General features: G+C 63.5%; 1 protein-coding gene. It reads right to left on the reverse strand.

Translation table 11 applies throughout. From position 1 onward, the window contains the following. Positions 1–34: 34 nt before the first annotated feature. A protein-coding gene (locus AC3FNH_RS32460) for an IS3 family transposase (RefSeq protein ID WP_488722995.1) occupies positions 35–1584 on the reverse strand; the annotation gives its coding sequence in 2 pieces (ribosomal slippage) (positions 35–1098 and positions 1098–1584; 1551 coding nt in all). Positions 1585–1659: the final 75 nt, after the last annotated feature.

Here is a 1659-nt window from a genome sequence, read left to right on the forward strand (position 1 = left end):
GCGGTGTGTGTCAAGGTAGTTGTCGCGTCCGCCGCTATGCTGCCTTTTTGTACTCCTTAGGCTCCTGCTCGGCCCGTTCCGGGTTTAGATAGACCACAGGATCCAACTCCCAATCCCGGATCCCTCGCGACCAGCGCTGCGGATGCCGGGCACGGGCGGCCTGATACACCATCATGCGTCGCGCCAGCAGGGGCTTCGCTTCTCCACTGTGCCGCTGGTTCGGCGTGACGTATTTCAGCCCGCTGTGGCGGTGTTCCTCGTTGTACCAACGCACGAACCGATATACCCAGTCGCGCGCCTGCTCCAACGTGTCGAACGGCCGCTCAGGCCATAGCGGACAGTACTTGGCCGTGCGGAACAACGCTTCGGCGTAAGCGTTGTCGTTGCTCACGCGCGGACGACTGTATGAGGGCACCACGCCCAATTCGTGCATCGCAGCGCGCATACTCAGCCCCTTCATGACGCTGCCATTGTCCGAGTGCAGCACCAGCGGCCGGCCAGCCGTCTGCTCGCGCAGACAGCCCAGTTCGAGCAGCCGCTTGGCATGTTCCTCCGACTCGCTTTCATGCACTTCATTGACCACCAGCTTGCGGCTGTAGATGTCCTGCATCATGTACCAGTAGAAGAAGCGGCCCTTCACCGTGGTGGGCATCCACGTGATATCCCAGCACCACACCTGGTTGCGGTCATCGGCACGGTGCGTGGTCGGCGCACGGGACTTGGCGTTGTGGGTGCGCCCGCGCCGGTGCGCTTGGCCTTCGGCCTTAAGCACGCGGTAAAACGTCGATTCCGAGGCCAGGTACCGCCCCTCGTCGGCCAGCTTCGGCACGATCTGGTGCGGCGTCAGACTCTCGTAGCCGGGGCTGTTAGCGGCGGCCAGCACGGCCTGCCGCTCGCCCTCGCTGAGCTTGTTGGCCGGCACCGGGCGCTGCGCGCCCGGGCGGCCATCCTCCGGCGTATGGCGCCAGCGCTGCAAGGTGCGCTCGTTCAAGCCCAGTTCCTTGCAGGCGTTGGACTGGCGCGCACCGCTGCCCACCGCTTCATCGATCAACGCAATGGCTTCGCGGCGATCCGAGACGTTGATCAGTCCTCCTCGTCCCTTCCCCAGATCGCCTCGGCTTTTTTTCTGAGAACCAGCAGCGCCGCGGTCTCAGCCAGTGCCGCATCCTTGCGCTTGAGTTCGCGCTCCAGGTCCCGGATCTGCTTCTTGGCGGCTTGTTCCTCGCGGCGCTGCGCCAGGCTCAACCTGACCCGCTCAGGCGCATTGGCCTGCTCGCAGGCAGCACGCCACTGCCGGATCTGCTCGGGTTGAATGCCCTTCCTGCGGCAGTATTCGGACAACTCCGCTTCACTCAGAGGCGCTGTTTCGAGCACCACCCGGAACTTGTCCGCGCTGGACCATTTGTCACTCCGCTTGCCGTTGCCTGGCACAACCTTTCCTTGTTCTCGAGCCTCGTGGCGCCAGGTGCGCAGGCTCACTGTCGTGACACCCGTTTCCTTGGCTAGCTCCGCCACTGATCGGTTCAAGGGCGGCATCATCTGCTCGACCACCAACTCCTTGAACTCGTCCGAATAGCGCTTCATTACCCAAAACCGCTTCCGCCCTCCATTGTCCTTCATCGAAAGGCGGCGAGGCGACAACTATCCTGACATGGAGGG

The sequence above is a fragment of the Cupriavidus sp. 22TCCZM01-5 genome, assembly GCF_057798915.1.